Origin of the sequence: Nocardia sp. CWNU-33 (genome assembly GCF_046764895.1) — a bacterium.
Taxonomy (GTDB): Bacteria; Actinomycetota; Actinomycetes; order Mycobacteriales; family Mycobacteriaceae; genus Nocardia.
On record NZ_JBKOQN010000003.1, the window covers coordinates 1 to 24,586 of the forward strand.

At 65.3% G+C, this 24,586-nt stretch carries 20 protein-coding genes and 1 pseudogene; 11 read left to right on the forward strand and 10 right to left on the reverse strand.

Annotated elements, in window-relative coordinates:
* Positions 1–1,801 (reverse strand): annotated as a pseudogene (locus ACLMAL_RS04405) (DNA-directed RNA polymerase subunit beta); the annotation flags it as partial.
* A gap of 689 nt (positions 1,802–2,490) precedes the next feature.
* Here ACLMAL_RS04405 and ACLMAL_RS04410 point away from each other — a divergent pair.
* Positions 2,491–4,227: a cutinase family protein gene (locus ACLMAL_RS04410; protein ID WP_411997909.1), complete on the forward strand. Its 1,737-nt coding sequence runs from the start codon at positions 2,491–2,493 to the stop codon at positions 4,225–4,227.
* Between the two features lie 102 nt (positions 4,228–4,329).
* Here the strand turns inward: ACLMAL_RS04410 and ACLMAL_RS04415 are convergent, their stop codons facing one another.
* The 3 genes from ACLMAL_RS04415 to ACLMAL_RS04425 form a co-directional block, all read right to left on the reverse strand.
* Positions 4,330–4,509, reverse strand: coding sequence for a YegP family protein (locus ACLMAL_RS04415; protein ID WP_411997910.1), 180 nt, complete (start codon positions 4,507–4,509; stop codon positions 4,330–4,332).
* A gap of 63 nt (positions 4,510–4,572) precedes the next feature.
* Positions 4,573–5,376 carry a DUF1460 domain-containing protein gene (locus tag ACLMAL_RS04420; RefSeq protein ID WP_411997911.1) on the reverse strand — a complete coding sequence of 268 codons (804 nt, stop codon included), beginning with the start codon at positions 5,374–5,376 and terminating at the stop codon, positions 4,573–4,575.
* A 138-nt stretch (positions 5,377–5,514) separates the two neighbouring features.
* Positions 5,515–6,786: an SGNH/GDSL hydrolase family protein gene (locus tag ACLMAL_RS04425; RefSeq protein WP_411997912.1), complete on the reverse strand. Its 1,272-nt coding sequence runs from the start codon at positions 6,784–6,786 to the stop codon at positions 5,515–5,517.
* A gap of 268 nt (positions 6,787–7,054) precedes the next feature.
* Between ACLMAL_RS04425 and ACLMAL_RS04430 the strand changes: the two genes are divergently transcribed.
* The 6 genes from ACLMAL_RS04430 to ACLMAL_RS04455 all read left to right on the forward strand — a co-directional run bounded on the left by ACLMAL_RS04430 (position 7,055) and on the right by ACLMAL_RS04455 (position 12,350).
* Entirely contained in the window at positions 7,055–7,372 is a 318-nt protein-coding gene (locus ACLMAL_RS04430; protein ID WP_411997913.1) for a hypothetical protein, read from the forward strand.
* A gap of 89 nt (positions 7,373–7,461) precedes the next feature.
* Positions 7,462–8,367 carry a DMT family transporter gene (locus ACLMAL_RS04435; RefSeq protein WP_411997914.1) on the forward strand — a complete coding sequence of 302 codons (906 nt, stop codon included), beginning with the start codon at positions 7,462–7,464 and terminating at the stop codon, positions 8,365–8,367.
* 79 nt (positions 8,368–8,446) lie between these two features.
* Positions 8,447–8,866 carry a nuclear transport factor 2 family protein gene (locus ACLMAL_RS04440; RefSeq protein WP_411997915.1) on the forward strand — a complete coding sequence of 140 codons (420 nt, stop codon included), beginning with the start codon at positions 8,447–8,449 and terminating at the stop codon, positions 8,864–8,866.
* A gap of 14 nt (positions 8,867–8,880) precedes the next feature.
* Positions 8,881–9,525, forward strand: a complete 645-nt coding sequence (locus tag ACLMAL_RS04445) for a class I SAM-dependent methyltransferase (RefSeq protein WP_411997916.1) — start codon at positions 8,881–8,883, stop codon at positions 9,523–9,525.
* Positions 9,526–9,660: 135 nt separating this feature from the next.
* Complete coding sequence (locus ACLMAL_RS04450; RefSeq protein ID WP_411997917.1) at positions 9,661–11,022, forward strand: WS/DGAT/MGAT family O-acyltransferase; 1,362 nt, start codon at positions 9,661–9,663, stop codon at positions 11,020–11,022.
* Positions 11,023–11,225: 203 nt separating this feature from the next.
* Positions 11,226–12,350: an NAD(P)H-dependent flavin oxidoreductase gene (locus ACLMAL_RS04455; protein WP_411997918.1), complete on the forward strand. Its 1,125-nt coding sequence runs from the start codon at positions 11,226–11,228 to the stop codon at positions 12,348–12,350.
* 17 nt (positions 12,351–12,367) lie between these two features.
* Here the strand turns inward: ACLMAL_RS04455 and ACLMAL_RS04460 are convergent, their stop codons facing one another.
* The 3 genes from ACLMAL_RS04460 to ACLMAL_RS04470 form a co-directional block, all read right to left on the reverse strand.
* Complete coding sequence (locus tag ACLMAL_RS04460) at positions 12,368–13,336, reverse strand: DUF5996 family protein (protein ID WP_411997919.1); 969 nt, start codon at positions 13,334–13,336, stop codon at positions 12,368–12,370.
* 629 nt (positions 13,337–13,965) lie between these two features.
* A complete protein-coding gene (locus tag ACLMAL_RS04465; protein ID WP_411997920.1) occupies positions 13,966–14,937 on the reverse strand; it encodes an oxidoreductase in 972 nt (323 codons plus the stop codon).
* A 59-nt stretch (positions 14,938–14,996) separates the two neighbouring features.
* On the reverse strand, positions 14,997–15,782 hold the full coding sequence (locus tag ACLMAL_RS04470) for a GntR family transcriptional regulator (protein ID WP_411997921.1): 786 nt from the start codon (positions 15,780–15,782) through the stop codon (positions 14,997–14,999).
* A 107-nt stretch (positions 15,783–15,889) separates the two neighbouring features.
* Between ACLMAL_RS04470 and ACLMAL_RS04475 the strand changes: the two genes are divergently transcribed.
* The gene (locus ACLMAL_RS04475) at positions 15,890–17,374 is read left to right on the forward strand and encodes an ABC1 kinase family protein (RefSeq protein WP_411997922.1); all 1,485 of its coding nucleotides are present in this window, start codon (positions 15,890–15,892) and stop codon (positions 17,372–17,374) included.
* 166 nt (positions 17,375–17,540) lie between these two features.
* On the opposite strand, the gene ACLMAL_RS04480 is transcribed toward ACLMAL_RS04475, so the two are convergent.
* Complete coding sequence (locus ACLMAL_RS04480) at positions 17,541–18,140, reverse strand: GDSL-type esterase/lipase family protein (RefSeq protein ID WP_411997923.1); 600 nt, start codon at positions 18,138–18,140, stop codon at positions 17,541–17,543.
* Positions 18,141–18,229: 89 nt separating this feature from the next.
* On the opposite strand from ACLMAL_RS04480, the gene ACLMAL_RS04485 reads away from it, so the two are divergent.
* Positions 18,230–19,021, forward strand: a complete 792-nt coding sequence (locus ACLMAL_RS04485) for a 2OG-Fe(II) oxygenase (protein WP_411997924.1) — start codon at positions 18,230–18,232, stop codon at positions 19,019–19,021.
* Positions 19,008–19,799 carry an SDR family NAD(P)-dependent oxidoreductase gene (locus ACLMAL_RS04490; RefSeq protein WP_411997925.1) on the forward strand — a complete coding sequence of 264 codons (792 nt, stop codon included), beginning with the start codon at positions 19,008–19,010 and terminating at the stop codon, positions 19,797–19,799. The genes ACLMAL_RS04485 and ACLMAL_RS04490 overlap by 14 nt, the downstream gene beginning before the upstream one ends.
* Positions 19,800–19,814: 15 nt before the next feature.
* On the opposite strand, the gene ACLMAL_RS04495 is transcribed toward ACLMAL_RS04490, so the two are convergent.
* Both ACLMAL_RS04495 and ACLMAL_RS04500 read right to left on the reverse strand, forming a co-directional pair.
* A complete protein-coding gene (locus tag ACLMAL_RS04495; RefSeq protein WP_411997926.1) occupies positions 19,815–20,678 on the reverse strand; it encodes an SDR family oxidoreductase in 864 nt (287 codons plus the stop codon).
* A 52-nt stretch (positions 20,679–20,730) separates the two neighbouring features.
* Entirely contained in the window at positions 20,731–21,630 is a 900-nt protein-coding gene (locus ACLMAL_RS04500) for a polysaccharide deacetylase family protein (RefSeq protein WP_411997927.1), read from the reverse strand.
* Positions 21,631–21,900: 270 nt separating this feature from the next.
* Between ACLMAL_RS04500 and ACLMAL_RS04505 the strand changes: the two genes are divergently transcribed.
* Entirely contained in the window at positions 21,901–24,273 is a 2,373-nt protein-coding gene (locus tag ACLMAL_RS04505) for a flippase-like domain-containing protein (RefSeq protein WP_411997928.1), read from the forward strand.
* Positions 24,274–24,586 lie beyond the last annotated feature (313 nt).

The following is a 24,586-nucleotide window of genomic DNA, read 5'->3' on the forward strand; positions in this document are numbered from 1 at the left end:
CACCCATCAGGGCACGGTTGGCGTCATCGTGCTCGAGGAACGGGATCATCGCGGTCGCCACCGACACCATCTGACGCGGCGACACATCCATGTAATCGACCTCGGCGGCCGAAACGAACTCGACCTCGGAGTTCTTGCGACGCACCGCGATTCGCGCAGCAACCAAGCGTCCCTCGGCATCGAGCGGCTCGTTCGCCTGCGCCACCACATGCAGGTCTTCCTGGTCGGCGGACAGGTAGTCGACATCGTCGGTTGCCTTGCCGTCGATCACTTTTCGGTACGGCGTCTCGATGAAACCGAACGGGTTGACCCGCGCATACACCGACAGACAACCCATCAGCCCGATACTCGGACCTTCGGGCGTCTCGATCGGACACATCCGGCCGTAATGGCTGTAATGCACATCGCGGACCTCGAGACTGGCGCGTTCCCGACTCAGACCACCCGGCCCGAGCGCCGACAGGCGACGTTTGTTGGTCAGACTCGCGAGCGGATTCCGCTCATCCATGAACTGCGAGAGCTGCGAGGTTCCGAAGAACTCCTTGATCGCGGCGACGACCGGGCGGATATTCATCAGCGTCTGCGGCGTGATCGCCTCGACGTCCTGAGTCGTCATCCGCTCGCGGACCACGCGCTCCATGCGCGACAGTCCCACCCGGATCTGGTTCTGGATCAACTCGCCGACGGTGCGCACCCGACGATTACCGAAGTGGTCGATGTCGTCGACCACGACCCGAACCTCGATGCCACCCGGCGCGGTCATCACCCGATCACCCGCGTGCAGGCGCAGCAGGTATTCGATGATCGTGACGATGTCTTCCTCGGTGAGCACCGGTGACCCGATGACTTCGTCGGTATGGATGCCGAGCTTCTTGTTGATCTTGTAGCGACCGACGCGCGCCAGGTCGTAGCGCTTCTCCTTGAAGAACAGGTTCTCCAGCAAGGTCTGCGCGGACTCCTTGGTCGGCGGCTCACCCGGGCGCAGCTTGCGATGGATATCGAGCAGCGCCTCATCGGTGCCCGGTGTGTTGTCCTTCGCCAGGGACGTCGTCATGATCTCGGAGAAACCGAACCGCTCGGTGATCTGTGCACTGGTCCAGCCGAGCGCCTTGAGCAGGACTGTTACGGGTTGACGGCGTTTGCGGTCGATGCGAACGCCGACGGTGTCGCGCTTATCGATGTCGATTTCCAGCCATGCGCCACGCGACGGGATGACGCGCACGCTGTGCAGATTTTTTTCCGTGGCCTTGTCGACGGTGCGATCGAAGTAGACACCCGGCGAACGCACCAACTGCGAGACTATGACGCGCTCCGTGCCATTGACAACAAAGGTGCCTTTGTCGGTCATCATCGGGAAATCACCCATGAAGACCGTCTGACTCTTGATCTCACCGGTGTTGTTGTTCATGAACTCAGCGGTGACAAACAGCGGCGCCGCGTAGGTCATATCCTTGTCTTTACATTCCTCGATCGAGGCCTTGACCTCCTCGAAACGGGGCTCGGAGAGCGTCAAAGACATCGTTGCGGCGAAATCCTCGATCGGGCTGAGCTCCTCGAGCACCTCCGCCAATCCGCCGACGAGTGAGCTGCCGCGCGCCGCTGCCCGTTCGCGCCAGGCCGGCGCCCCGATCAGCCATTCGAACGAATCGGTCTGGACATCCAACAACCCCGGAATATCGAGGGGCTCACGGAGTTTGGCGAACGAGACCCGCTTCGGCACCCCGGAGATTCCGGTATCGACGGGTTTTCCGGCATTGACCTTGGTCTGACTCGAGACTGCCAAGATGCGTCCTTCCAGCACCTCGCGCCGCCCACGCGTTCGCATGGTCGTCACGGTATCTGCTTGTCCTGTGGGCTGTATTTCACATTGCGCACCGTGCCGGCCGCTGCCCGAACATGACTCGACAACAACGGGTAGAAAATGACACGCAGACAGTGCCACTTTCTACAGTCATTTCGTATTTCGAGAGTTGGACAGCACGCGCCCCGGCGCGAAGTCTCAAATTACACCCCAACTCGACCGATGTCGAGGGCGAAAGAAAATAGACACACGATTTCCTTGTGTCTTCCCCTATTAATAATGGCATCTCAATATGCCATTCGTCAAGTCTATTAGCGGTAATTCGCCAACGCATTCACACGGGCAGGAGAAAAGCCCGGCCCACAAGCGAGCGCGCTGCGTTCAGCGTCATGGTTCCCGAGCTGCAGCGAAGGCGCCCACGCGAGAAAACCGGGTCCCGCGCCTGCTCACCTGTCATCGGCTCCGGGCGGGCTCAGAGGGCGGCCGACGAGATCGCGGCAGCTACTTGTCGAAGACGGCTTCGAGGTGATCCTGGAGGTGCTTCAAAAGCACCTCGCGACGCCGAAACAAGATCGACAACCGATTGCCCGAGTAACGCTCGGCGCCCCGACCACGACGTTCTTGGTGACGCATGGCCCGTCGGGGGGCTTGTCCGTCCGCTTTGTTGGTAATTGAATGGGGATCAGGACATGGCTTTTCGCGAGTTCATCGCGCGACATCGCATCGCTTCGGCCGTTGCCGGACCGGCGGTATTGGGGGTGGCAGCGGTCGTCGCCTCCTCCTGGGCACTGACATCGACGCCACAGACCAGGGATACGCAGCTCACCACGTCGGTGACCGAATGCCACGACATGGTGACCATCTCGGTGGCAGGCCGCGGCGACACTCCGGTCGCGGGGACCACCAAGCTGCTCGTCGGGGCCAACGGTGAGGAATTGCCCGCCGCGCTGTCCGGTGACCATTCCAGCGAGTGGGTCGATCCGGTCGTCAACGCACCAGCCGGTGCCGTCGACCCGGGCTCGTACGCCGCCGTCTACATCGCGTATCCCGCGAACATGGCCAGCTATGAAGATGCCGTCAACACCGGTGTTGCGAATACCGAACAGGTGATGCAGGAGATCACGAGGGCCTGCCCCGACACCAAGTTCTCGATCGTCGGATACAGCGAGGGCGCCGACGTCGTTCGTCGCGTCGCGATGCAGATCGGACACCAGGAGGCCGACAAGGACGGTGGCTACGGGATCGTCGATCCCGGCGACGTCGTCGGTGTCGTCATCCTCGCCGATGCGGGTCGCTCGGCGGGCGAGGGGCCGTTCCCCGGCGCGAAGGACCCGTTCGGCAATCCCGACGGCTTCGACCAGCAATATCAGAACGGCACGAAACCGGCACCGGGCAGCGGTGCGGTGCCGGGCACCCGCGGTGACTTCGGTGCGCTGAACGGCAAAATCGCCTCGTTCTGCTCCGAAGGCGATCTCACCTGTGCGGCGCCGGAGAACATTTCCCTGCTGCAACTGGTGGCCAATGTGGGCAGGCAGTTGAACGTCGACGCACTCGAACGAGAAGGGCTGACGCCCGCAACAGGGCAGGACGTTGCTGTCGTCCTCGGCCAGATCGCGCTTGCGGCGTTCGCCGACATTCAGTCGCAGCCGAACTGGATGCAGAGCGACGAGACGTTCCTCCAGGTACTGCTGAAGGTGTCGGATCCGGCGTACAAGCCGGGTGCGCCGAAGGCGCCGGCGAAGGCGGACTCGATCTCGACCAACCAGATGTCGCCGCTGGCCTACCTGCCGCAGAAGGTGCTGAACGAGATCATCGGTCTCATCGTGACGAATCAGAACACGATCCCCGTGGTCATGAGCGACCCGTACCAGCTCACGCTGGGGCCGAACCACACCGGTCACCACTTCGACTACTGGCGTGACGCCAGCGCTGCCGACGGCAAGCCGCTGACATCTGCCGAGTATGCGGCTGCCTGGCTCACGCACCTGGCAAAGCAGGCACAGGCGGGTCAGCCGGTCGACACGACCGCCAAGCCGCAAGCGGCGGACCTCGACGCGGTGTACAAGGCGGTGGCGGTCACCTCGGCGGCGCCGACGACCGAACCGACCAAGACCCCGTCTACGTCTACGTCTACGTCTACGTCGACATCCACGTCACCGTCCGCATCAGCGACGACCACGCCTGCTGCGCCCGCTAAGACCGATGTCAGCAGCACCACGACGACTCCAGCGCCGACGACTTCCGCGCCGCCGTCCGAGACCGCGAGCACGACAACCCCACCGGCTCCGACTTCGGTCGCGGCGCCCGTCGAGACCACGAAGCCGACCACAACACCCACCGAGACCACCAAGCCGACCACAACAACGGAATCCGCGGTGGTGACCACTACCACCGGTGCGCCCCTAGCGGCAGGCACCGGCGGCTAGTCGAATTCTCGACCCTGCCCGACTCACTACGCGTCGGGCAGGGTCTTTTTTGATCAGGCACCGAGCGCCGTGGCTCGAAGTGAATGCGCCGCGAAATCCGGATCAGGTCTGGTCGTCGAATTGCGCGACCGGTGCGTTCTTCTGGACCGATTCGATGCCGTTCAAGGCGGCGGCTTTGCTTTCGTAGGCCTGGCCGGCGGCGATGGTTTCGCCGTTCGCGGCGTTGAGTCGCCAGCGGAACTTCGCGTCCTTGTCCTTGTACAGCTCGAACTTTGCAGCCATTGCGGTCACCTCGTCTCGAAACGGGGATAGCACCTGGTCGGTGCAGAATACCGCTGCGGTCGGCTACTGCGGACGAAGTACGACTATGCCCGGGGTGGACCGCACATAGTCGGCGAAGGAGGAGTCGACCACTTTATTGTCGGCGGCGAGGGAGGACGCGTTGCGGAAAATCGGGCCGTTGGGCGTGCTGACGAAGATGCCGACGTGAGTGACATCCAGGCCGGGCAGGTCGGCGTAGGCGCCGATATAGTCGCCGGTGCGGAGTCGGCCGACGACATTCTCGTCTACGGCCGCGCTGGGAATGTAGGTGATCGCGCGATCGACCACCGGCAGTCCGGGGAGATAGGTCACCCCGTCGGCTTTCGCGTTGAGGTGTTTGGTGACGGTCAGTGCGGCACCGCTCAGGGTTGCGGTGACGTCGGTAGCGGCGATTCTCGGCGTGTACGCCCAATCGCTGAAGAAGTGTTTGCGCTGTAGATAGTCGACTCTGCCGTCGGTATAGCGCGTCTCGATCAGATTCGTCACGAACTGGCTCCGGTCCGTTGACCTGCTCAGCGCTTCGACATAGTCGAGATAGGTGAAGCAATCCACGCGCCGGAAGTCGATGACGAGCTGTTCTGGCTTGCTCGCCGAGCCGACGAGCATATTCGCGCCGTACGGCGTGCCGAGGAATTGGCGAGACAGCACCTCGATCTGCTCGCCCTTGCTGTGCCCGCCGGTGCCCAACGCCAGCAATTCGTCGATCTTCCCGGCCGTAGCGTCGTCGATCCCGGCAGCGCTCGGTGCGCCGAGCGCGGTGGGCAGCATCGGCGCAACGCCGCAGACCATGGCCACGATGACGAACAGTAAGCGGGTGATGGTGCGCAAGACGCCTCCAGAGGTGAACCGGTGCACAAACCGACACCCACGGTAGTCCGGGCACTCCGGCGGCGTAGCCGGTTGCTCGGCACCGACGTGCGCGGGCCGAGCTGGTTTGCTCGGTCCGCGCACCGTAATCGTCTCGCGCTAAAGGGTTTTCAGGTCGATCGCGGCGGCCATTGCCGCATAGCCTGCGGCATTGGGGTGCTTGTGGTCGCCCGAGTCGAAGGCGGGCGCCAAACGTTCGGGGTCGGCCGGGTCTGCCAGTGCGGCGTTGAAGTCGACGACGGCGTCGTACTCGCCGCTGGTGCGGATCCACTCATTGAGCAGGCGGATCTTCGCGGCGGATGTTTCGGTGTAGTACTCGGCACCCCGCATCGGTAGCAGGGTCGCGCCGATCGCCGAGATCCCGGCCTGGTGTGCCTTCGCGATCAGCTCGCGGTAGCCCTTGATCAGTTCGTCGACGGACACCACCGGATTGGGCTTGTAGGTCGGCAAGTCGATCTCGGAGAAGCCGACGTCGTTGAGGCCGGCCAGAATGACCACCGAGGACACGCCGGGCTTGGCGATTACGTCACGCTCGAACCGCTTCAGCGCACTGTCGCCGAACCAGGGTGAGTCGTTGCGGACCAGGTTGCCGCCGATGCCGGAGTTGAGGACAACGCGGGATGCACCGGCCTCGGCCAGGCGGTCGGCCAGTAGGTCCGGGTAACGGTGGTTGGTGTCGTTGCCCGCACCGTAACCGTCGGTGATGGAGTCACCGAAAGCTACGACCGTGCCGGCCGGTTTCCTACCGCCGGTGACCTGGAGGTCGGACAGGTAGTACCAAGAGTGAGTGGTCTCGGTGAAAGCCGCGCCGCCGGTGTCACCGGCGTGGTCGCCGCCCGCGCGGTAGCTGGTTGCGTAGCCCTGGGCATGGAAGGTCGCAGGTCCGGTGCGCGCCGGGAGGTACAGCGTCACCGTCGCCGACTCGAAGGGTGCCAGGCGTAGTTCGGCTGCGTCGCTGGTGGCCGCGTCGCCGGGCGCGATCGTCACCGATTCCGTGCCGCCGAACCGCAGTGGCCGAATCGTCTCCGGCGCCACCGCAGCGGCCTGGCTCGTCCGGGCGATCGTGGCGGCGTTGATCTGTAATTTGTCCGCGCCGTAGCGATTGGACAGCGTGATCCGTGCCTCGGTGCCGCCGCCGGTCACTCTGACCACCTGCCGCACCGTCTGGTCGGCGAAACCATCGGTGGACCAGTTCGGTTCGAAACCCTCGCTGGGCAACTGCATCGGCACCGCCCACGCGGCGCGCCAGTCAGATGTTTCGGCAGGGCCGTCCGAGTGCGCGATTCCGACGGCGCCCGCAACGGCGATTCCCACGGCCGTGGCCGCCAGCAGTTTCTTCCAGTTACGCACTACAGCGCTTGTGATCGTCATGTCGTACCCCACTATCGGGAATGCCGTTCCGTTAAGACAAAAGAGACCGTAGCACGACTCGGATCATTAACGAAACCCCAGTTCCATTAGACCTGCTCCCGGGAACGCCCTTCCAGGTAGCGACCTGGACCGAAACACGCCGTCAGACGCAAACGGGCGCCTTGTTCGCCAGCTCGGTCGCCGATCGGTTCGGACTGTTCGCCGCACCGGACGCGCCGGGAGTCTCCTGGGGCAGCTACTCGCGATTCATCGACTACACCGCACACTGATGCCCTCGACATTGGACTGGGCCGCACCGACGGTGGGGACCATCGCGACCGTCCTCGAGGCAGCCATCGCACTCGGACTGCTGCTCGGCATCGCGACGAGCAGCACCGCACGGGCAGCGACCGCCCTCCTGATCGCGTTCGTCACAGCGATGTGGACATCTGTCGGGTTCGGCGAAATGTCTTCCTACGGCGTCCTTGTCGTCGCCGGTGGCACGGCCGTCCTCGGGACCTGCGACACGGCTGTGCACCTCGATCGAGGTGTTCCAGCGATCGGCAACCCCCGATGGGTGAGGTCGGTCGCGGAAAACCCGCGCTGAACGGGGTGTCGGATGATGGGATCTTCCGGATAGGCTCCCCGCTGGAACGAAAGTGAGCGGGAGATGTCCGAGAAAGAAGCGGTCGCACGATGACCAGGCGTGGGTGGGTGCTTTTCCTGGCCATGGGCGTCATCTGGGGCGTGCCCTACGCAATGATCCGCGTCGCGGTGCAGGACCTCGATCCGACCGTGGTCGCCTTCGGCCGGACGCTGATCGGGGCGACGATTCTGTTGCCGATCGCGTTGTACAGCAAGACTCTTGCACCGGTGTTCCGGCGATGGCGACCGCTGCTGTTGTACACGCTCGTCGAGATCACCGGGCCGTGGTTCTTGATCGGATACGCGGAGACCACGTTGAACAGCTCCACCGTCGGTCTGCTGATCGCCGCCGTGCCGCTGATCGCGGTGGTGATCGTGACGAAGCTGGGCCACGACCGCTTCGACGCCCGGCGCACCATCGGACTCGTCATCGGTTTCGCGGGCGTCGCCGCCCTTGTCGGTCTGGACGTCGACCTCTCACAGCCGGCCGCCATCGGCGCAATCGCGCTGACCACGCTCGGCTATGCGATCGGTCCGATCATCATCAACCGTGCGCTCGCGGATCTGCCGCCGCTCGGCGTGGTCACCGCATCACTGATCCTGGCCGCGGTGATCTACGCGCCGTTCGCCGGTCTGCGCTGGCCCGCCCGCATCACCGTCGACGCTGCATGGTCGGTACTCGGGCTTGCCGTAATCTGCACGGCCGCTGCGTTCCTGGTGTTCTTCGCGCTGATCAGCGAGGTCGGCCCGGCCCGAGCGACCGTGATCACCTACATCAACCCCGCGGTGGCCATCCTGCTGGGCGTGACCCTGCTCGACGAACCACTGACCATCGGAATGGCAATCGGCTTCCCCCTCGTCATTCTCGGATCCGTGCTCGGCACCGCACGCACGCGCACCACACCGGACCAGGATCTGGTGCACGCGGCTCCCGCCGCGCCTTTACCTGACGAGTAATCGCCAAGGCCGCAGGCCCCGACAAGGATGGCGGTCGGCACCCGTCGCCGGACGCGGTGCGGATCGGAGGACACCTGTCATGACCACTCGCGCCGTAGTAGAGGATTTGCTGGGACGCATCGGGTCCGGCGATCCCGAACGAATTGCCGCGCTGTATGCCGACGGCGCGGACTGGAAGCTGGATTGGCCGCAGGACGAGCACGGGCGCACCGCGACCCCGTGGATTCGGCACAAATCAACCCGCTCCGAGGCCGCCGCGCATTTCCGTGAGATCGCCGAGCATCACGTGCCGGAGCAAGCCGACACCCGGATCGAGCAGATCCTGATCGACGGTGCGCACGCGGTGGTGCTCGGCGAGATCCGGCAGACCGCCCGGGCGACCGGTCGTGCGTACCGCTCGCGGTTCGCGCTGCACCTCACCGTCGAGCACGGCCTCATCACCCGCCACCATGTCTACGAAGACAGCCTCGCGGTTGCAAAGGCTTTCGACCCGGCGTAAGTACTCTGCACAGGGTGTTGGATTCGAGGGCCGATACGGCCGCCACCCGAGCCGCCTACGACGACATCGCGGAGCTCTACGCGGACTTCGTCAAGGATCACCTCGCAGCGAGCACGTTCGATCGCGCCATGCTCGCGGCGTTCGCGGAACGGGTGCAGGCCATGGGTTCCGGTGTGGTTGCCGATATCGGATGTGGACCCGGACGGGTGACAGCGCATCTGACCGATCTCGGGTTGGACACCTTCGGGATTGATCTGTCGCCGGAGATGATCCGGCTGGCGCGGCAGAATTATCCGCAGCTGCGGTTCGACGAGGGATCAATGGAGCAGCTCGCGCTGGGCGCGGGCACCCTCGCGGGCATCGTGGCCTGGTATTCGATCATCCATCTGCCGCCGGAGCGGGTCCCCGAGGTGTTGACCGAGTTTCATCGGGTACTTGCGGTAGAAGGGCACGCGCTGCTGGCATTTCAGGCGTCGGACGCGGCCGATGTGGTGGAACCGTTCGACCACAAGGTGATTCGCGCCTACCGCTGGTCACCGCGACGACTTGCCGGACTACTACAGGCGGCCGGGTTCGTGACTGTCGCGCAGCTGGTTCGGGAACCGGAGCCCGGTGAGCGTTTCCAGCAGGCTTACCTGCTGGTAGTCAAGGATCGATGATTCGGCGAACGCGAACCACTCGGGCCGGGTAAGTTCGAGGCGTCGCGCAGGGGATTTCATGGCCGCGCGGACCCGTACGACAACGTGGTCGATGCACCGAACACACCGCACTGCTGTCGTCAGGGGGCGACCACCATGGAACTCATTTCACCGATCGATGCCGTCTTCCTGCTCGCCGAATCGCGTGAGCACCCGATGCATGTCGGCTCCTTGCAATTGTTCGAGGCACCCGAGGACGCCGGTCCGGATTTCGCGCAGCTGACCTACGAGAAGCTCTCGGCGGACAGGGAATTCCACCCGACCTTCCGCAAACGCCCCGCGACGTGGCTCGGCGCGCCACAAGTGGGCTGGACCCAGGAAGGCGACGTCGAGCTCGAATACCACCTCCGACGAGCCGCCCTACCGGCTCCGGGGCGATTCGACCAGCTGCTCGACCTGGCCTCCCGCCTGCACAGCACACTGCTCGACCGCCATCGTCCGCTGTGGGAGATCCATCTCGTGGAGGGCCTCGACGACGGCCGCTTCGCGATCTATTCCAAGATGCACCACGCGCTGATCGACGGCGTCGCGGCACAGCGTCTGCTGGCGCGGACGCTGACCAACGACCCGAACTCCGCCGAGACCCGGGTGCCCTGGCACCTGCCGCGCTCGACGCGCCCACCCAAGGCCGCCGCTGCCGGGTCCGGGCTGGGCAATGCGGCACGAAATCTGTTGTCGGCGGCAGGTTCCGCGCCCGCCGCAGTGCGGGTTGCCCGTGCCGCACTTGTTGAGCAGCAGTTGACGCTGCCGTTCGATGCGCCGCGCTCGATGTTCAATGTGCCCATCGGTGGCGCCCGCCGGTGTGCGGTCCGATCGTGGCCGCTGGAGCGGGTCAAGCAGGTCAAGAAGGCGACCGGCTCGACCATCAACGATGTCGTGCTCACCATGTCCGCCGGCGCTCTTCGCTCCTATCTGATCGAGCGAAATGCCTTGCCGGACAAGCCGTTGATCGCGATGGTCCCGATGTCGCTGCGGGCCACCGACGAGGACGAGGACACCAACGGCAACAAGATCGGCGCGATCCTGTGCAACCTGGCCACCGATGTCGAGGACCCGATCGAACGACTCCGGGTGGTGAGCGAGTCGATGCGCCGCAGCAAAGAGGTCTACAACTCGCTGTCGAGCGTCCAGGCCATGGCGCTGTCCGCGGTGATGCTCAGTCCGCTCGCGCTGACCCTGCTGCCCGGCGTCGTCTCCTGGACCAATCCCCCGTTCAATATCGTCATCTCCAATGTCCCCGGCGCGCGCGAACCGCAGTACTGGAACGGCGCCCGCCTCGATGCCACCTATCCGATGTCGATTCCGATGGACGGCCAGGCGGTGAACATCACCCTCACCACCAATGCCGACAATCTCGACTTCGGCCTGGTCGGCTGCCGCCGCAGTGTGCCGCAGTTACACCGCCTGCTCGACCACCTGGAGGACGCGCTGACCGGCCTGGAGCAAGCCGCTCGATAGCAGGTCTATCCCAGCAAAACTAGAACGTGTTACTGTCGAATTATGGTGCACTCGCCAGTCGACGGGGCCGCTGCCGCGCCATGGCGATACTCGCGGTATGCGGCCCATTCGGCCGGTTCAGGGAATCACCCGCCCTGCCGGACTGGAACACGGCAGAGCAACTATGTAACCCGTTCTAGAGCCACTAGGGAGACCAGCACGCCATGCGTACCGAAATCTGCGATCGGCTGGGGATCGAGTTCCCCATCTTCGCCTTCACCCATTGCCGCGACGTGGCGGCCGCGGTCAGCAATGCAGGCGGGCTCGGCGTGCTCGGCGCGGTGGGCTTCACCGCCGAGGAGCTGGAAGTAGAACTGGCGTGGCTCGATGAGCACGTGAACGGCGTCTACGGCGTCGACCTGGTCATCCCCTCCAAGTACGAGGGTAAGGGCATCGACGGGCTGAGCCCCGAGGAGCTGGAAGCCAAACTAGCGGAACTGGTTCCGCAGGGACACCGCGATTTCGCCGAGAAGATCCTTGCCGACCACAATGTTCCGCACCTGCCCGACAGCGAACACCACAACCAGCTGCTCGGCTGGACCGCGACCACGGTGGCACCGCAGATCGAAGTGATCCTGCGCCATCCCAAGGCCAAGCTGGTAGCCAACGCACTCGGCACGCCGCCGCCGGACGTCGTGCGTCAGATCCAGGACTCGGGCCGCCTGATCGGCGCGTTGTGCGGCTCGGTGAAGCACGCGCTCAACCACAAGAAGGCCGGCCTGGATTTCGTGGTCTGCCAGGGCACCGAGGGCGGCGGACACTGCGGCGAGATCGCGTCGATGGTGTTGTGGCCGCAGGTCGTGGACGCCATCGGCGATATGCCGATGCTGGCCGCGGGTGGCATCGGCAACGGCCGTCAGGTCGCCGCGGCCATGGCGATGGGCGCAGCGGGCGCGTGGACCGGCTCGCTGTGGCTGACCGTCGAGGAGGCCAATGTGCCGCCCGCGCAGATGCAGACCTACATCGACGCCACCAGCCATGACACCGTGCGCTCGCGGTCGTGGACCGGTAAGCCCTGCCGCATGCTGAAGAACGACTGGACCGAAGCATGGGAGCAGGCCGACAATCCCGACCCGCTGCCTATGCCGCTGCAGATGATGGTGGCGCTGGACGGCGTCAAGCGCGGGCACCGCTACCCCGAGGCCGCCAAGGACGTGAACTTCAACCCCGTCGGCCAGGTGGTCGGCCAGCTGAACAAGGTGGAGCGCTCCGCGGACGTGGTCGGCCGCCTGATCCAGGAGTACGTGGAGGCGTGCGACCGCCTCAACAAACTCAACGACGCACTCTGACATTCACCGCAGGGCCATCACTCCGGCCATTCCGGCCATGAGTGCTTCGCCTCGAGCACCGGGTCGGTGATGCCGCCCCAGCAGGCCAGCTGGGCGGCATCCCATCCGGCAAGCTCGGATCCGGCCGCGTAGACGGACTGGAAGAACTCGAGCGCGGCGCCGACCGGATCCGGGGACAGACGGGCTTTGTCGTAGGGGTAGTACGCGGCGTGCCCCGTACCGGACGGCACCCACAGCGCACCCGCGGGCAGCAGGCGATCGGTGAGCCCGGCGGGCTCGGGTGCGATGTAGGAATAGAACGTCGGCTCGGGCACCTTGGCGTCGCCGAACCAGAATCCAGCGCTGATGACCTCGCGCGAGTACGCCTCGCGCGTCACCGAGTCGACCGTCGCAGGCATATCGATCTGCCGCTCGGAGAATCGCTGCACCGCGAGATCGAACGTGTGCCAGAACAATTGCACCGGGCTGATCTTGCCGGAATAGGTGGCGCTGAACTCCTCGAGTATCCGCCCGACCTGGCTGTGCACCCGAAATGCCCGCTGCGCCAACTCCGGGTCGTAAGCGGCGTGGTCGGTGTCGTCCTCGAACGGGCGCGCCGCGTCCGGCAGATCGAAGGGATGTGGGTGCGGCAGTACGACATCGATACCGAGATCACGCAGACCAGTCATGACGTCGCCGTAGAAGGTGGCGACAGACTGCATCGGCAGATCGATCTCGACCTCGATGCCACGATCGGTCGCTATCCGCAGCACATGATCGAAAAAGTCGAAGGTGCAGGCGAATACCGGTCCGTTGCGAGCAGAACCGAGCGGGACCGTGGTCCAGCCGCGCGCAGTGAGCCGATAGGTCATATGCCACCAGTGGTTGCGCCGGATGCCCTTGGCAAGGGCAACCTTGCCGACGATCTGGGCGAACCGGTGCAGTGTCTCCTTGGTGGGGCGCCAGGATTCCAACGGTAGGGCGGGCAGCGGCTCGACAGCGTCCATATCGAAACGGTACGACCGATCGAGTGACTACGCCAGAAGATTGCCATTTCTCTTACCTGTCTCAGATAATCGCCACTGATCTGCCAAAATGCGGTACCCGAAGCGTTGCCGAACAATCGCTGTGAATTGTTTCGCGGTATAAGACCCTCCGGAGCGACCTGGTTACGCACCCTGCTGCCTGCCACGATCGCGTCAGTAAGCTCACCTCGTCGGCGCGGGCCCCGGTCGGCTACCGCGCAGTCGGCTGCCACACGCCGGACCGACCCGGACGGTGCCGCCGGTCCGCCACCGACACCAGGCCGGGCCCGTGGCGCAACGGCCTGACTGCTGCGCCTGCCGCACCGATCCCCATACTGGAAGCCGCTCTCCTGCATGCCGGGTAGCGAGTGCTCGATTGTGAAGATCGTTGAGAGGTCGATATGTCTTTGTGCACCAATCCCGATTGCGCAGGCGCAAGCCATGATTCGCTAGTCTGTCCACATCGGGACAGCACAGATGCGCCGCGCGGCAGGAATCTGGCGATACTCGGCGTTCTCGCCCTGATGATCATCACCGCGCTTGTGCTGGCCGCAGGCGCGGTGGCCGAACGGTAAGCGCCGGCTGCGCTGCGATCGTGCACCAGTGCAGTGTTATTCGACCATCCCCTGTGCGGCCGAATCCCAGTCGTAGTGCACGCCGGTCAGCTTTTCACTCAGTCGCCACATCCTCCTGGCCGCCGAGCGGCTGTAGGCCATCGGGTGTCGCAACGCACGCCGCGGATACCCCGCGAATTCGAATCCCGGTCCCAGATAGGCGTTTCCGGGCAGATCCGGGAGGGTGGCCGCGTACAGCTGTGGCAGCGCACCCATCCGGTCGGACTGGGCGAGTGCGAACAGAATGGCCTGTGGGATGGCAGCAAACATGCCCGCAGCGCCCTTTTCGCCGTTCAGGTCATAGAGATGGGTTGCCGACAGGCCCGGGTGCGCGGCCACCGCGCGCAACCCGGTGCCCGCGGCGCGGGCCCGGCGATCGAGTTCGGCGGTGAACAGCAGGTTGGCCAGTTTCGACTGGCTATAGGCGGGCCAGCGCAGGTACAACCACCGCCAGTTCGGGTCCAGCCAGTTGATCAGACCGCCCCAGGCGGCCACCGACGATACGGTCACCACCCGCGGTCGCTGCGCCCGCAGTAGCGCGGGCAGTACGGCGCCGGTGAACGCGAAGTGGCCGAGATGATTGGTGCCGAACTGGGCATCGAAGCCGTCGGCCGTCTGCCCGCGTGGTGTCGCCATCACCCCCGCGTTGTTCACCAGCAGATCCAGCCGTTCGACCGAATCGTCGAGCTGCCCGCCCGCCCGCCGCACCGAGGCGAGATCGGCCAGATCCAGCGGCAGCACTTCGGGTTTCGGCCCGGTGGCCACCGCGGTCACTTCGTCCAGCGCCACGGCGGCCTTCTGCTGGTTGCGACAGGCCAGCAGGACTCGGGCGCCCTTGCTCGCCAATGCTTCCGCGGTGCGCAGGCCGAGACCGCTGTTGGCGCCGGTGATCACGACAGTCTTTCCCGACTGGTCAGGGATATCGGCGACGGTCCAGCGGCGCGGGAGAATGGTGTTGTACACCGACATTTCAGGTGATCAATTCTGGCTCAGACAGTTGACCGGACAGCATTCGTCGAGCAGGGGCGTCAAGCCGTCGCCGCGTGCGCGTCGTCCACATGACCGGCGTCCGCCGCGGCGCCGTCGAGCAGTTCCTCGAACTTGGCGGTCACCTTCTCGTGGTACATCCCGAACAGATCCTCGAACAGCGCAAGCTGCGCTTCCGACGGCCCGGAACCGGAGTCCCACACCGCGACCAGCGCCCGCCAGACCAGCACGTGCAGGTCCGCGGCACCCGCGAAGTAGGCCGCGATCGCCTCGGGCACCTCGAGCACCATCTCGCCGATGGAGTTCAGAATGGCCCGCTGCATGCTCAGCCCGAGCGCCGTCAGCAACTTACGCACCAGTGCGACCTCGATCGCAAGAATCTGGCGGAAATCCGGAACCTCCAGCCGGGCAAGCGCTTCCAGCCGGTCGATATCGGCCTTCAATTCGGCCGGATCGATCTGTTGTTCGCTGCCGGTGTAGGCGAGCAGCGCCTCCATCACGATCCCACGCTCCACCTCGACGATGTCGCGGAACATTTCGATCGCGGTATCGGGCATCGGGATGGAGAAGCGGAACAAGTGCCGGTACACATCTATGCCGCCCGCCTCCCGGACGTCACGGATGGTGAACCCCTTACCCCGCCGTGCTTCGACGAATCCGTACGACTCCAACCGACCCAGCGTCAGCTGCGCGGTCGCGCGATTCATGTCGAATTCCTCCGCGACCTGACGGACCGACGGCATCAAATCCCCTGGCTGATATTCCCCCGCGGCAACCCGGCGTGCCAGCTCATCGGCAACGTCGGCGACTACCGTCTGGGATCCCATCGAATGCCACCTTTCGACTCGGTTCCAATACGTCCCAGACAGTCTAAGCCCTCCTCTGCCGGACTGCACGTGTGTAAGACTGATCTGCGCACAGTGTGAGGTGAGTCATGACCATTCGACAAGGCAACGGTCCGCAGGACGGCGAATCCGCCGGTAGGCGCACACGCCTTTTCGCGGCAGGGTCGAATGGCAAACTCCCAGTTCGCAAGGCGGTTCGCAGCGCGAAACTCGCGACGCTGCCGGTGGCCTTCGCCGGCAGGCAGGCGGCGGGCGTCGGCAAGCGCGCACTCGGCAGGTCGGCGAGTGAAGTGAACCGGGACATCCAGTTGCGCACGGCCCAGCACATTTTCGAGGTGCTGGGCGAGCTGAAAGGCTGCGCCGCCAAACTCGGTCAGCTGCTGGCGATCTACGAGCTGGCCCTGCCGCCGGAGATCGCCGAGCCGTACCGCATCGCATTGAGCAGGTTGCAGGATTCCGCGCCCGCGATGCTGCCGTCGAGCGTGCACGCGGCGATGGCGGCGAGCATGGGCGAGAACTGGCGGTGGTATTTCCGGGAATTCGACGACCGGCGCGCGGCCGCCGCATCGCTCGGCCAGGTTCATCACGCGGTGTGGCGCGACGGTAGGCCGGTTGCGGTCAAGGTGATGTATCCCGGGGGCCGGCAGGCGATCGAGAACGATCTGGAGCAGTTGCGCCGAATCTCCACTCTGGCAGGTGTTTTCCTGCCCGGCGCCGATGTCGAGGCGGTTACCGAGGCGATCTGCGCCTGCGTCCGTGCGGAACTCGACTATGCGGCGGAGGCCGAGAATCAGCGCGTGTTCGCCGCGGCGTACGCCGACGATCCGGACATCTACATTCCGCAGGTGATCGAGCAGTGCGGCGATGTGCTCATCACCGAATGGCTCGACGGCACTCCGGTTCCGCGCGTCATCGCCTCCGGCGCGCAGACCGAGCGCGACCGAGTCGGCATGCTGATGGTGCGATTCGTGGCTTCCGGGGCGCTGCGCACCGGCCTGCTCTATGGCGATCCCCATCCGGGAAATTTCCGCATCCTGCCCGACGGCCGGCTCGGGGTCGTCGATTTCGGAGCCTGCTCGGCGTGGCCGCCCGACGGCTTCGAGGAACTGGCGTCGGACTATTGCCACGCCCTGTTCAACGGCGGCCCACCGGAGTTGGAGGCGGCGGCCCGACGCCACGGATTCGTCCAGGCCGGCCGCGAATTCGACGTCGAGGCCCTCTATGCCCTTGTCGTGCCGTGCACCGAACCGTTCAAACACTCGACCTATCGAATGACCACACCGTGGCTGCGCAAGCAGGTGCTGCGGGTGACGAATCCCCGGCTGTCCAACAGCGTTCGGCAAACGACCATGCCGCCGTATTTCACGCCGTTCGCGCGGTCGGCGCTCACGTTGATCGGCGTGCTGTGCCAGCTCGGCACCGAGGGACCCTTCCGCGACGAGGTCGGACGCTGGATGCCGGGATTGCTGGCGGCATTCGTCCCGCCCGCGGCCGACGACGGGCTGCCGGTGGACCTGGCCGCAGTGCGCAGGCAGCGGGCCGGCACGGCTGTTGCGCGTCGGTCCGTCGGTTGACTCGGGACCTCCCCGACTCGATCGAAGACCCGATCAGCCACCGCTCGCAACGTCTCAGACAGCGGAGTAATCGTCGCGGTATCGCGATGTGGGTCGATTCGCCGTATCCGCGCACCCGCCCTACGACCAACCGGCCGACTCCTATCGAGACCGACCAGCGGATCACTCAGCGGGACAACCACTCCCGCCACTGCGGAGCAACTGCCGCGGCCAGCTCGTCGTAGCCTGCCGCCCCGGGGTGCGCGCCGTCGCCCTCCCGGACTTCACGCATCCACACCGCGTTCTTGCGCAGCTGGTGATGGATCCGGACATACGGGATCCCCTCGGCCGCACAGATTTCCGTGAATTGCTCGTCGAGTGCGGCGGTGCGGGCATTGTGTTCGACGTCGTCGATCGGCGGCGGCGCGACCATCAGCACCGGCCAGCCATACTCGGCGGCCTGCCGCACGAGCGCACCGAGGTTGGCGACAGACTGGTCCGACGTCACTCTGCACTGCCCGTCCACCTGCATGGTGTCGTTGACGCCGAAGGACAGCACGATCCTGGCGTCGGTGCCCGCCGGCAGTCGCTGGACGCACTCGGCCAGGAAGCGTGCACGGATATCCGTGGATGTCTGCCGGCGGACGCCCAGGTTGTAGGCGACGACCGGGATTCCGTCGGTGTAGGCCTGCGCGGCGAGACGGCCCACCCACCCCAGGCACCGCGGGTCACCGACCCCGGCGACGAGCGAATCACCGACGAAACACACACGGAGGTCACGGCTCACGGTGCGATCCTCGCAACGCCCGACCGACCAGCGCGCACCGGGGCACCGGCAGGCAATAGGATCGCGGGTGGTTCATCAGGGAGGGATTGATGTCGACAGGGGAAGCACTGCGCGCTGCGCCGACGGCGCCGCCATGGTTCGTGGAGCTGTTCGCCCACCGGCGCTGGATTCGCCGCGCCGGACCGTTTCCGCATGTGTATGCGCGGGATGTGTTCGTCCCCGAGTTCTTCCAGCGGCTGACCGAGGAATTCCAACGGGTGCTTCGGCAGCAATCGGAGGCGTTCACACAGGTCACCGACGGATACAGCGCGAGCGGGGTGCCGCTGACAACACTGCGCGATGGACCACTCGCGCTGTTCCTTTCGCGGGAGTGGCACGACCTGATCGCCGGGGTCGCCGGCGTCGCAACGACCGGAGACGTGGAGGGGTCGCTGCACCATCACCCGGTAGGCAGCCCCTCGGGATGGCCGCACAACGACCTGAATCCGGCCTGGTTCGCCGGCCCGGCGCCGGGACCCGGCGAAATACGGACGCCCGACGGCACGGTCGACCTGAAGACCGGCGCCAGGGATTCGGCAATCACCGCCCGGGAAACCGTGCGCGCGGTGGCGGTGCTGTTCTACCTCGGCAACCCGGGGTGGACCGTAGGCGACGGCGGGGAGACGGCGTTGTACGAGCACATCGCGGGCAGCAGCCCGGTGCCTGCGCTGACCGTTGCGCCGCTGGACAATTCCATGGTGCTTTTCGAATGCACGCCGCGGTCGTGGCACACCTTCGTCGGTAACAATGCCGCCGCCCGCAACAGCGTGGTGATGTGGCTGCATCGGCCGAAAAGCGATGCTGTGCAACGGTGGGGAGGAGACCGCATTGCGCATTGGTGATTTCGCACGCGAGGAACGCAGGGTATGCCTGCTGACCGGCGCCGGCGGCAGGCTCGGTGACGCCTTCTGCCAGGCGGCCTACACCGAGTACGACATCGTCGCGGTGTGCCGCAACCGGATTCCGGCCGCGCCCTCGCAGCACGAATGGTTCGTCGACCCGTTCGCACCGGAAATACCGGTGCCGGAGAATGATTCGCGGATCTTCATGATCCGCGCCGATCTGACCGAAAAGGGTGAGGTCGAGCGGGTCGTCGACCTCGCGCTTGCCCGCTTCGGGCGGGTCGACCTGCTTGTCAACAATGCGGCCCACAGCAACTGGCAGCCGCGCGGCATCGTCGACGGCGATACCGCACTGGATGAATTCGAGCCGCATTTCGCGGTCAATGTCGGTGTGCCACTGCGATTGTCGGCACGATTGGCACAACGGTCCTGGGTGCACGCCGGGGACGAGAACCGCAGGCACAACCGCAATATCGTCAATGTCTCCAGCATCGCCGGATCCGAGGTGTTCCCGGGTGGGCAGGCGCTCTACGCGGCGTCCAAGGCCGCGCTCAATCAGCTGACTCGCCACCTCGCCGCCGAGTTCGACGAGTTCGGCGTCCGGGCGAATGCGATCGCGCCCGATAGCTTTCCCTCGGCCGTGCCGACCGAGCAGGTCGTGCAAGCGATCGTCGAGCTCGACAGGGGCACCATGACCGGCGGCGTGTTCGGGGTCGGCGGCGCGCCCGAGAGCTCGGCCGGCGGCAGGCACTCGCGTGCCGGCGACCGGCCGAGCTGAGGCCCGATTCGACTGCTACTCGGTCGAATTCGACGCCAGGCCGGTGATCTGCTCCGACATCGTCCACAGCCGCTGTGCGAAGTCCAGGTCCACCGCCTGCTTGTTGCTCGGCGCTTCTTCTTTGAAGCGATGGAAGTACTTGCCGTTGATCGACTCGCCGTCCGCGACCGTCGCCAAGTGCACCAGGGGATCCGCGCCCTTGTCCGGTCGGATGAAGAAGGGCCGCGACAGCGGAGAACGGATCAGCGCGCCGAGGCCGAGCGGCGCGTTGTCGTACACGTGGGTCGCCACGGCACCGGGATGGAAAGCCGCGGTGACCAGGCCGGTGCCCTCGGTGCGGCGAGCGAGTTCCCTGGTGAACAGGATGTTCGCGAGCTTCGACGCGGCGTAGGCGCCCATCTGGTTGAACGAGCCGGTCGCCGCGTTGACGGTGTCGAGGTTCAGTTTCGCCATCCGGTAGGTCATGCTCGAAGTGTTGATCACCCGGGCCCGCGATTGCCCGAGGCGCTCGCGCAGCAGGGCGGTCAGCAGGAACGGTGACAGATGGTTGACCTGGAAGGTCAGCTCGTTGCCGTCGTCGGTGACGGTCCGCTTCGCCCAGGCACCGCCGGCATTGTTGGCGAGTACATCGATGCGTTCGTAGCGGTCGAGCAGTTGCTCGGCGAGCTTGCGCACCTCGTCGAACCTGGCGAAGTCGGCGAGGAACGCTTCCGCGCCGACCCGCTGCGCCACTTCGGCGGTTCGCTCGGGTGAGCGACCGACGACCGCGACGGTGGCGCCGCGCGCCACCAGCTTCGCGGCCGCCTCGGCGCCGATGCCGGAGCTCGCGCCCGTCACCACCACAGTCTTACCTGCTAGATCCTGTTCCTGCCCTGCCATCGCTGCCCTCCGAGCGTCGGGTGCGGCGCCCGGACGAGCGTCCGGCTGCCGTCTAACCGACCTGATCGTCTTCGGATCGGGCGGATTCGGCAAGACCCGACGCGCCCGAGTAGTGCGCGGCGATCTCATCGCTGGTGGTCAGCCACACTCCGGGATGGTTCACCACGTACTCGAGCGCCTGGTCCAGGTACTTGCTGCGAAACGCCTGGCCGATGACGAACGGATGCAACGCCAACGCCATCACCCGACCACTGGTCGCCGAGTCGGCGTAGAGCTGGTCGAGCTGATCGGTGACGATCTGCACGAAATCGGGCCCCGTCGTGCTCTTGCTGACGAACAGATTGATGTCATTGAGTTCCACCGAATACGGCAGGTTCAACAAGCCGGGCACCTTGGTCTGATACGGCTGATCGTCATTGGTCCAGTCCAGCGCGTAGCTCAGCCCGAGTTCGGTGAGCAGCTCCGGAGTGCGGAAGGTCTGGGTCAGCGCGGGCCCCATCCAGCCCTGCGGTTTACGGCCCGTTGCCTTTTCGATGGTCTGTACAACCTCGGTCAGGTATGCACGCTCCTCGTCGACCGACATGTCGGCCTGGAAGATCGAATTATTCTTGCCGTGTGCGAGCCATGCCCAATCCCTGGCCAGCCCCGCCGCGATGATCTGCGGATTATGTTCGGCGACATCAGAATTGAGTAGCACACTGGCGCGGATTCCGTGCCGATCGAGGGTCTCGAGCACCCGCCAGAACCCGACACGCGGCCCATAGTCGCGCCATCCGTAGTTCAGCGGATCGGGTGCCAGCCCGGCCGTCCCGGCGAAGATACTGGTCGAAGGCCGATCGACTTGGTAGTGCTCGACATTCAGGCCGACATAGAAAGCGACACGCGCATCGCCCGGCCAGTGCATCGGCGCACGGTCGACGATCGGGCTGTAGTCGAAGAGTTCGTTGTCCATGCGTCCATGCTCGAACTTCACACCAATGTGAGATTCAACCCGAAATTCAGTGAGCTGGCCCACACGATGCGGTGGCAGCCCCGGATAAGCGCGAAAACCGCAATGGACGGGTGTGTATCGTGCGGCGAGCGCACCAGCCGATCTCGTAAGTACTTGGGTAACTTACCGGGTACGCCCAGAACTCAGCCTGTCGTTAACCGCCGGCCCGCAACGGTAGGTTAAGCGCACCCCACGACCGGCAAAAGACGCGGAGAGGCGGACGAGCGGAGCATGCGAGTCGACGGGCGGGATATCCCGGTCACGGGCAGCTTGCTGCAACCCCTGATCCAGCGAACCAGTGACATCATCCGTGTCGTACTCGCGACACTGTGGGTCGGTGTTGTCGTCGCCGCCTCGGTGATCACCCGGCCGGAATGGCTGGCTCTGGAACGTTCGGTGTCGACCATCGTCGGATTCCTCAACCCCGACCAGTCGAATCTGGTGTACCTGGTCTATGGCATGGCCATCCTGGCACTGCCGTTCGCGATCCTCATCGAGTTGATCATCGGCAGGCAGTGGAAGCTGTTGGCCGGCTATGCCGCAGCGGGTCTCGTTGCCGGACTGCTGCTATCGATCACCGGCACGGGCCTTTCGGCGCCGAGATGGCACCTACAGGTGTCCGACCGGCTCGATACCTTCCTCTCCCAGTTCCTGGACGACCCGCGCTGGATCGCCATGCTGGCAGCGGTACTCACCGTATCCAGTCCCTGGCTGCCGACCCGGCCGCGGCGCTGGTTGTGGTTCCTGCTGTTGGCCTTCGCGCCGATCCATCTTGTGGTCAGCACCGTCGTGCCCGCACGGGCGATGTTCGGGCTTGCGGTCGGCTGGCTGGTCGGCGCGGTGATCGTGCTTGTCGTCGGTACCCCCGCGCTGGAAGTTCCGCTCGAGGCCGCGGCACGGGTGCTGGCCAAGCGTGGGCACACGGTCACCGCATTCACCGTGGTGCACCCGGCCGGGCAGGGTCCGCTGGTGCTCGCCGCCGCAGTCGAGGGCCCAGAGCGCGAACTGATCGTCGAGATGTATGGCAAAAACCAGCGCAGCTTCGGGGCGTTGCGCCAGCTGTGGCGCTGGCTCACCTTCCGCACCAGCGAAACCGCGGCATTACACGGATCCATGCACCGGGCTGTCGAGCATCGGGCACTGATGGCGATCGCGGCGGGAGACCTCGAATTGTCCTCCGTCACACCGGTGGCTGTGACCTCACTCGACCGCGGCTGGATGTTGTACTCGCATACCGTTCCTCGCGGCACACCGATCGCCGAACTCTCCGGCGATGTGCTCGCGTCGGTGTGGAATTCGCTCGACACGCTGCACCGCGGCCAGATCTCGCACGGCGACCTGCGGCCCGCCGAGATCCGCATCGACCACGACAGCGCGCTGTTCAGCGGATTCGCCAACGCCGAATTCGGCGCCTCCGAGAAACAGCGGCAATCCGATGTCGCGCAACTGCTGGTATCGACGACCGCGATCTTCGGCAGGGAACCCGCGGTGCGGGCCGCCATCGATACCCTCGGCGAACAAGAGGTTGTGACCGCCGCCAGCCGATTGACCAGGTCCGCTATGCCATCCGGGATCAAGAAGTCGGTACCGGACTGGAAGGAGGCCATGTCCTCGGCGCGCGACGAGGTGCGCAAGCAGACCGGGCACGACAAGATCGAGGCCGAGCAGATCACCCGGTTCAGCCGCAACCAGATCATCCAGCTCGCGCTGCTGATCGCGCTGGTGTACGTCGCCTACCCGTTCATCAGTGCGGTACCCACGTTCTTCACGGAGCTGACGACGGCCAATTGGTGGTGGGCGCTGCTCGGGTTGGCCACCTCGACCCTGACCTACCTCGGCGCTGCGGGGGCCCTGTGGGCTTGCGCCTCCCGGCTGGTCAGCTTCCGCAACCTGGTGATCATGCAGATTGCCAACACCTTTGCCGCGACAACAACGCCCGCCAGGGTGGGCGGCCTCGCGCTGAGCGTGCGGTTCCTGCAGAAGGGCGGACTCGGCGCGGTACGTGCCACCGCCGCGGTCGCTTTGCAGCAGGCGGTGCAGGTGATCACCCACATCAGCCTGCTCACCATCTTCAGTATCGCGGCCGGGACCTCGGCGAACCTCTCCCATTTCGTACCGAGCGCCACGGTGTTGTATCTGATCGCCGGCGTCGCTATCGGCATCGCGGGCACCTTCATGTTCGTGCCGAAACTGCGGCACTGGCTCAATACTTCGGCGCGCCCGCAAGTGCTGGAGGTGCTCGACGAGCTCGCTGCCCTGGCTCGCGACCCGAAGCGGTTCTCGGTGATCATTCTCGGTTCCGCCGCGATCACGCTCGGTCAAGCGGGAGCGCTGTGGGCCAGCGTCGAGGCCTTCGGCGGCGGTGCCAGCTTCGTGGCAGTCACCATCGTGACGATGATCGGCGGCACGCTCGCCTCGGCGGCGCCGACTCCCGGTGGTGTCGGCGCGGTGGAGGCCGCGCTGATCGTCGGCCTTCAGGCATTCGGCCTGCCCGCGAGCATCGCGGTTCCCTCGGTGCTGCTCTACCGCGTGCTGACCTGCTGGCTTCCGGTGTTCTTCGGCTGGCCCACCATGCGCTGGCTGGCCGCGAAAGACATGATCTGAAGCATGGACCTGCACTGCCAGAAGATGGCAGTCGGTGGACAGCTTCCGGCGATCTGCCCAGCCTGATCAGCGTATTGCACTGCACGACAGCATGTCTCACATCTCATCTCAAAAGAGGGGGAATAGGAAGGCTACGTAATCTCGTGATCGGCACTCCACTGCCACAGGTCCGATGATCGGACGCGCACCCGGCGCGAATGCCTCGCCGATCGGAAATTACAACCTTCAATTAATTCCGGGTTCCAAGCGGTCGACCTCCCGTGCGGACATTCCGAGTGCAACTACCCTGGATATGACCTCACCGGGTGGAACA